We start from the raw sequence: 6,122 nt of genomic DNA, 5'->3' as shown, positions 1-6,122 counted from the left end.
CTGCGCATAGCGCGGGTGTCGGGTAGTTTACTCGGCGTGGCAGCTCATCGACTTTCCAGGATCGGGCTATGCTGGACTGAGGACTACACCCATCTCCCTGTTGCTATGCGAGACCTTCTGCGCGACATCCTTCGGGACTGCTCTGGCTTTGTGGAACTGCGCTACCACAGCAAGGTGTTCCGCAGCGTCACTGCCGAGAAGGGCCGCCTTGAGCGCACTACGGTTCGTCGCCGTTCCGGAGTGGGGGTGCGGGTGTTGGAGGCCGGCACTTGGGGCTTTGCTGCCACCGGGGATCCCTCGCCGGCTGCCATTCGGGAGGCCATCGCTGAAGCTCGCCGTGCCGCCCAAGCCAGCGCCGACTACCGCAAACAAAAGCTGGGATCCCTGCCCAGTGTGCGGCTGGCCCAAGGGGAGTTCTGCGAGCCCGGTGTGGAGGAGGTGTTGAACAAACCGCTGGAGGCGAAGATCCAGTTGGCTTTGGAAACCGAGGCGCAGGCCCGGCAGGCCTCTCGCCAAATTAGCTCCGCCAGTTGCACCTACAACGAGATCTACGAGGAAAAAGCCATTGTCACCACCGATGGGGCAGATGTGGCCTTTCGTCTGGTGCGCCCCGAGCTGCGAGTTCAGGCGGTGGCCGAAGCTGCCGGCCAGCTCAGCAGTGGCTCCGAGGCCATTGGGGTAACAGGGGGATGGGATTGCCTGTTCCGCTCGCATCCCTTGCAGATGGCGGAAAAGGCGGCTGCTACCGCGGTTGATTTATTGTCCGCAGGCTACGCAGAAGGGGGATGGGCCACGGTTATTCTGTCGCCTTCCATCGTGGGGCTGTTGGTGCACGAGGCCATTGGCCACACGGTCGAGGCGGATTTTGTCCTGGCGGGTTCTGTGGCTGCCGGCAAGCTGGGGCAGCGGGTGGCCAGCGACTGGGTTACCCTCAAAGACTCCGGCCATTCAGAGTTTATGCCAGGGGCAGGGGGAACCCTTCCTGTGGACGACGAGGGCGTTCCTACCCAAAGCACCACCATCATCCAAAACGGCATTCTGGTCAGCTATCTCCACAACCGCGAAACTGCTGCCCACTTTGGCGTAGAGCCCACCGGCAATGCCCGCGCCTGGGAATATGCCGATGAGCCTTTGATCCGCATGCGCAACACCTTCATTGAACCCGGATCCCAAACGCTAGAAGAAATCATCGCCAGCACTCCCGATGGCTACTTCCTGGATGGGGCCAGGAACGGGCAGGCGGACTCCACGGGCGAGTTTATGTTTGGGGTAGAGCGGGCCTACCGCATTCGCGATGGCAAGCTGGCGGAGTTGCTGCGCGGTGTCACCATCACCGGCAATGCTTTTGAGGTGCTGCAATCGGTGGATGCCGTCTCGCGGGACTTCCTGTGGGACTTGGGATCCGGCCATTGTGGCAAGGGTCAACCGGCCAAGGTGGATGCGGGCGGCCCCTACATTCGCTGTCGGGCCATTGTGGGCGGACAGCAACCTGCCTAGGAGCTTTCCCGGGCACTTAGGACGGCGGTTGCGCCAGCGGCAGCGCACCTAGACAAATCTGACAAATCTATCGATGGGGTAGGGATCCCTGTAACCGTTCCTGCGCTACTGCGGGTACCACTGCTTTTGCCAAGCACGCATCTGCTCAATCTCCGCCTGCTGGGTGGCCAAAATTGCCTCTGACAGTTGGCGAACCTGGGGGCGCTGGGATTTCTCCAAGGCCTCTTTGGCCATGCTTAAGGCCCCCTCATGGTGTTGGATCATGGCCTGCAGAAACCGCCGGTCAAACTCCGGGTCGGCGGCTCCCAGGTCTGTGTCCATGCGCATGGAGGAGATTATTTCTGGGGTCATGGCCATCAGATGCCCCATTTCCTCATGCCACATCACGGGATCCTGGGGAGCTTCTGGGTACCAGCTCAGCCGCCAAGCCCGCATTTGCTCGATTTCTTGGCTTTGGGTCCTCAAGATGGCCTCTGCCAACTGACGAATCTCCTGCCGCCGGGATTTTTGCAGGGCCTCCTCGGCCATGAGCACAGCCCCTTCATGGTGCAAGATCATGGCATCGAGGAAGCGCAAATCGAAGGATTCATCTGCAGGGCCCAGGCTCATCAAATGAGCCATGTGAACAGAGGGATCCCCATTGTGGTTATGAGAAGCTGCCTCTGCCCTCGGCCCCTCCCCGCCAGCCCAAGTGGTGCTGAGGGCAAACACACTGGCAAGGAGCAGGCTACGGCCAGTCTTGTTCAAAAGCACCGCTATTTCCCCCTGACAACAGGACGACAACAGTCCCAATATTCTAAAGCCCCTCCCGCGGGGGATCCCAGATGGGGTACTGGATCAAACCTTAGCGAGGGAAAACCACCTGGGCTCGCAACTCGCCCGGCGGGTTGGCCTGCGTGTGAATGTTGATGTAGTAAGCTCCGGCCAAAAAGCTGGAGACTTGCTCAGGGGTGAGGTTGGCTTCCAGTCGGAAATTCCCCGACTGATTGCCTGGATTCGGCAACATGTTCAAGACAAAGGCCACCGGCCCTGTGGCCTGGGCGAAAGATTGTCCTGGCTGCGGCTGAGCAATGTGAATGTGCCCAGGGCCAAAGTTAGCAATGGGTAGAAGTGGGGTTGTGAGATTTGTAAAGCTTCCTTAACCGCTGAGAAACAAGACAGCAACCAGGCAAAAGCCGCAAAAAGCCTCGAAAATTGAACGAGGCCGAAGGGCAAAACCGATCAACAACATGGAAAAAAGCTCCTCGGTCAGAGAACAGGCTAAATAAGGTACGTATCAGGCCAAGCTTCGGATTCATCTCTGGGTTTAAAAGACGGCGACATCACTGCTACCGAGAGACAAAAATCCCCACCCTGTGGGGGTTGGGGGATGGTGTAGACTGCACGCGGAGCAGAAATCTCTGACCGTACCCATTGGAAGGCATAGCCGGGGAGAGTGTTCACCAAGGCACTTTCCCCAACCTCCGTTCAGGATGGATCCGTTTATCCTCTGGCCGAGGCGGCCAAAGCAGAGTTCATGATCGGCCAGAACCAGTGGGGCCGCATCAGGATGACGGTGTCAATGACGTGGATGATGCCGTTATCGGCTTCGATGTCCGCTTGGATAACAGTGGCGTTATTGACCTCGAAAACGTCCCCTTCGATCAACAAGTCGATGGGGGATCCCTCTACCGAGCCCACACTTTGGTACTTGGCCAAATCCGCCTTTTTCAGGCGACCGGGCACCACGTGGTAACACAAGATGCGGGTCAGTTGGGGGATGTTTTGCACCAGAGTGGTGATGGTGCCAGGGGGCAGCTTGGCAAAAGCCCCATCGGTGGGGGCAAAAACGGTAAAGGGGCCAGGGCTTTTGAGAGTGTCTACCAGGTTTGCCGCTTTAACGGCAGTTACCAAGGTGGAAAAGCCCTCAGCAGAGACGGCAATATCGACAATATCGGGCATGGCTGGGATCCTTTGGCTGGGAAGTTGCTGCTAACAAAGTTGCTGCTCGAAATGTTTTGGGATGGTTAAAGTTGCCACGGGCTAGCGATAATTCTGATCCTGAATGTAGGCGAGGCGGGCTGCTTCCCGGATCCCATATTCCGGTCGGGTGAAGCGATTGAGTTGTCCCTCAAAATAACGGCGGTTCATCATCAAGTGCCGTGGATTTGGATCATCAAGGGGATACAAGAAAGCGGCCCTTCCCGCCTGAATCACGGCTGAGGTGACGTTGTACATGGAGCGCTGGAAGCTAACCCCCAATTGAATCAGCATGTCCTCTTCGCCGCGGCAATGCTTGCGATAATACTCCACCAAATACTGGGGCAAAAAGTGGTACATATCCTGGTGCAAGAGCGTGGGCGGGATCCCGGCGGTGCCCACCGGAAACTTATCGGCGTAGAGGATCCCGTAGTGGAAGTCCAACTGGTTGGTGGGAACTTCGTTGGCCTGGGCGTTGTAGGACTTGGTGCCGCGGAAAGGAGAGGTGCGATAAAACACGGCCTCTACATAGGGGAAAGCGGCCTCATATAGCCAGGTAAATCCCTTGGATTTGGGCACAATATCGTACCATTCTCCCCGAATGCGCACGCGATGGTAGATGGGTCGTCCGGCAATGGCGAAGATCCCGTTGACCAAAAAGTTCATCGCCTCCGGCACGCTGGTGATTTTGCCTTCGTCGTAGAGATCGCTGATCTCAAAAAAGACCGGAGCCATCACCTCCCAAAACAGGCCCAACACCGAGTACATGGTGGCCTGGCGGCACAGCTCCAAAAACATATCGGGGAAGAGCTTGTATAGCCCCATCAACAAGGGGTTGCCCTGGCAATAGGCGCGGATGGCGCGGTCGGCATTTTGCTTGTATTCTTCGGAATCCATGTAGGGATCCAGCAAGCCCCCCATATCCCGGTGCCAGAGCATGGCCCGCATACATTCTTCGGCAAATTCCATGTTGATGCGGTCATGCCAGAGGTGATGCAAAATCCTGGGCAGCTTGCGCTTCAGCTCCCCCTTTTCCATAAACTCCAGCAGCTCGGGGTGGGCCGTAGCCTGGCCCCGCCAAATGCGCAAATCCGCGTTATCTCCCGCGTAGTGGTTGGCCAGCTTCAGATACTCTTCAGGAATGATGAACTTGAAAAAAGGCAAGGGATCCACAAACACCTGCTCGGCAATGTAGAGCAGATCCCGCCAGTAGAAATCCATTGGCACGGCATAGGCTTTGTAGAGGCCGATAATTTGCATCAGGTTTTCCGGCGTATCTGGCAGCATGGATCCCCCTGCCTCCAAGCGGTGGACTACATCCGCAAAAGGGTGGGTAGAAGGGGGAAGCTTGCGGGTTGTAAGGGTTGTCGTCATGGAAGAAGTCTCCAACTCTTCAAAAGTCCTGGCTCCATAGGGGGCATCTGCTGGGATCTCAATTCCTGGGAGTTTCCCGCTTGCCTGGATCGGCTCCAGAGAGGGTGATGGGGGCAAGGTCACCGGCTGATGCCAAGATAAGCGTTTGGGCCTGAGCCACCTGGGTGGATAGGGTAAACGCCAAGGGTTGTGGCCATTTCACCAGGCTCATGGGCTGGATCCCAAACCAAACGATCAAGGCCGTCAAAATCAGCCCTGGGATCCGCTCCCAGCCATGCACGCGCGGGTAGTAGGCGGTGCGGTTGTCTAACCTGCCAAAGCAGGTGCGGTTCAGCAAAATCACAAAGTACACCGCCGTCAAGCCGGTGCCACAGATGCTGATCAAAGTGGGCAGAGTAAAATCTTGGTAGCTGCCCTGGAAGATCAAAAACTCCGCCACAAAGCCCACCAGGCCAGGGATCCCGGCGCTGGCCATCCCCCCCAAGATGAGCAGGGCGCTCACTGTGGGCAAGCCTCGCAAGGGGTTGAGCAGGCCGTTGAGTACGTTCAGATCCCGCGTTCCCACTTTGCGCTCCACCAAGCCCACCAGATCAAACAGCAGCGCCAAGATGAGACCATGGGAGACCATCTGCACCATCGCCCCGGTCAGGCTAATGGGGGTGGCTGCCGCCATGCCCAGCAGGATGTAGCCCATATGGCCGATGGAGCTGTAGGCCACCATGCGCTTGATGTCTTTTTGGGCGATGGCTGCCAAAGCCCCGGACAACACGGCAATGGCTCCCCACCAGGCTAGGATCCCGCCCAGGTCGGCCCAAGCTTGGGGAAACAACTGCAGCCCAAAGCGAAACAGACCGTACGTGCCTAACTTGGAGAGGATCCCTCCCAGGAGGATGGCCACTGGCGGCGACGACTCCCCGTATGCATCAGGCAACCAGGTGTGGAAGGGGATCAGCGGCATCTTAATGCCGAAAGCCACGATCAAGGCCAACAGCGTCAAGGTCTGGGCAACAGGGCTGAGAGAGGTGATGCGGATCTCCAGCAGCTCAAAGCTATGGGGATCCCCCAGCCAGTAGATGGCCAAAAAGGCCCCCAACAGAAAGATGGCGGAAACGGCGGTGTAAATCAAAAACTTGATGGCAGCATAATCCCGCTTGGGGCTGCCCCAAATGGAGATGAGCAGGTAGATCGGGATCAGCACCAGCTCGTAAAAGAGGAAAAACAACAGCAGGTTCTGGGCAACAAAAGCCCCGTTGACCGACCCGCTCATGAACAAAATGCAGCCGTATAAGAGG

At 57.6% G+C, this 6,122-nt stretch carries 6 protein-coding genes; 1 reads left to right on the top strand and 5 read right to left on the bottom strand.

Features of this window, described 5'->3' with window-relative positions; translation table 11 throughout:
- Nucleotides 1-105: 105 nt before the first annotated feature.
- Nucleotides 106-1,497 (top strand): TldD/PmbA family protein, encoded by a 1,392-nt coding sequence (locus tag NW856_RS02245; protein WP_414398886.1) that lies wholly within the window; start codon nt 106-108, stop codon nt 1,495-1,497.
- A 105-nt stretch (nt 1,498-1,602) separates the two neighbouring features.
- On the opposite strand, the gene NW856_RS02240 is transcribed toward NW856_RS02245, so the two are convergent.
- From NW856_RS02240 to NW856_RS02220, 5 genes are all read right to left on the bottom strand, one after another.
- Nucleotides 1,603-2,250, bottom strand: a complete 648-nt coding sequence (locus NW856_RS02240) for a DUF305 domain-containing protein (protein ID WP_414383011.1) — start codon at nt 2,248-2,250, stop codon at nt 1,603-1,605.
- A 91-nt stretch (nt 2,251-2,341) separates the two neighbouring features.
- Nucleotides 2,342-2,599 (bottom strand): CHRD domain-containing protein, encoded by a 258-nt coding sequence (locus tag NW856_RS02235; protein WP_414357840.1) that lies wholly within the window; start codon nt 2,597-2,599, stop codon nt 2,342-2,344.
- A gap of 380 nt (nt 2,600-2,979) precedes the next feature.
- Nucleotides 2,980-3,438, bottom strand: coding sequence for a fasciclin domain-containing protein (locus NW856_RS02230; protein WP_011434417.1), 459 nt, complete (start codon nt 3,436-3,438; stop codon nt 2,980-2,982).
- Nucleotides 3,439-3,519: 81 nt separating this feature from the next.
- Nucleotides 3,520-4,830: a CO2 hydration protein gene (locus NW856_RS02225; protein ID WP_414398884.1), complete on the bottom strand. Its 1,311-nt coding sequence runs from the start codon at nt 4,828-4,830 to the stop codon at nt 3,520-3,522.
- Between the two features lie 58 nt (nt 4,831-4,888).
- A partial coding sequence (locus NW856_RS02220) for an NADH-quinone oxidoreductase subunit M (protein ID WP_414398883.1) occupies nt 4,889-6,122 on the bottom strand: 1,234 nt, incomplete at its 5' end.

The sequence above is a fragment of the Synechococcus sp. R3-13 genome (assembly GCF_047462195.1).
In the GTDB taxonomy this organism is placed as follows: Bacteria; Cyanobacteriota; Cyanobacteriia; order Thermostichales; family Thermostichaceae; genus Thermostichus.
Note: the sequence above shows the minus strand (reverse complement) of the source record. Positions and strands in the feature narration are given on the sequence as shown.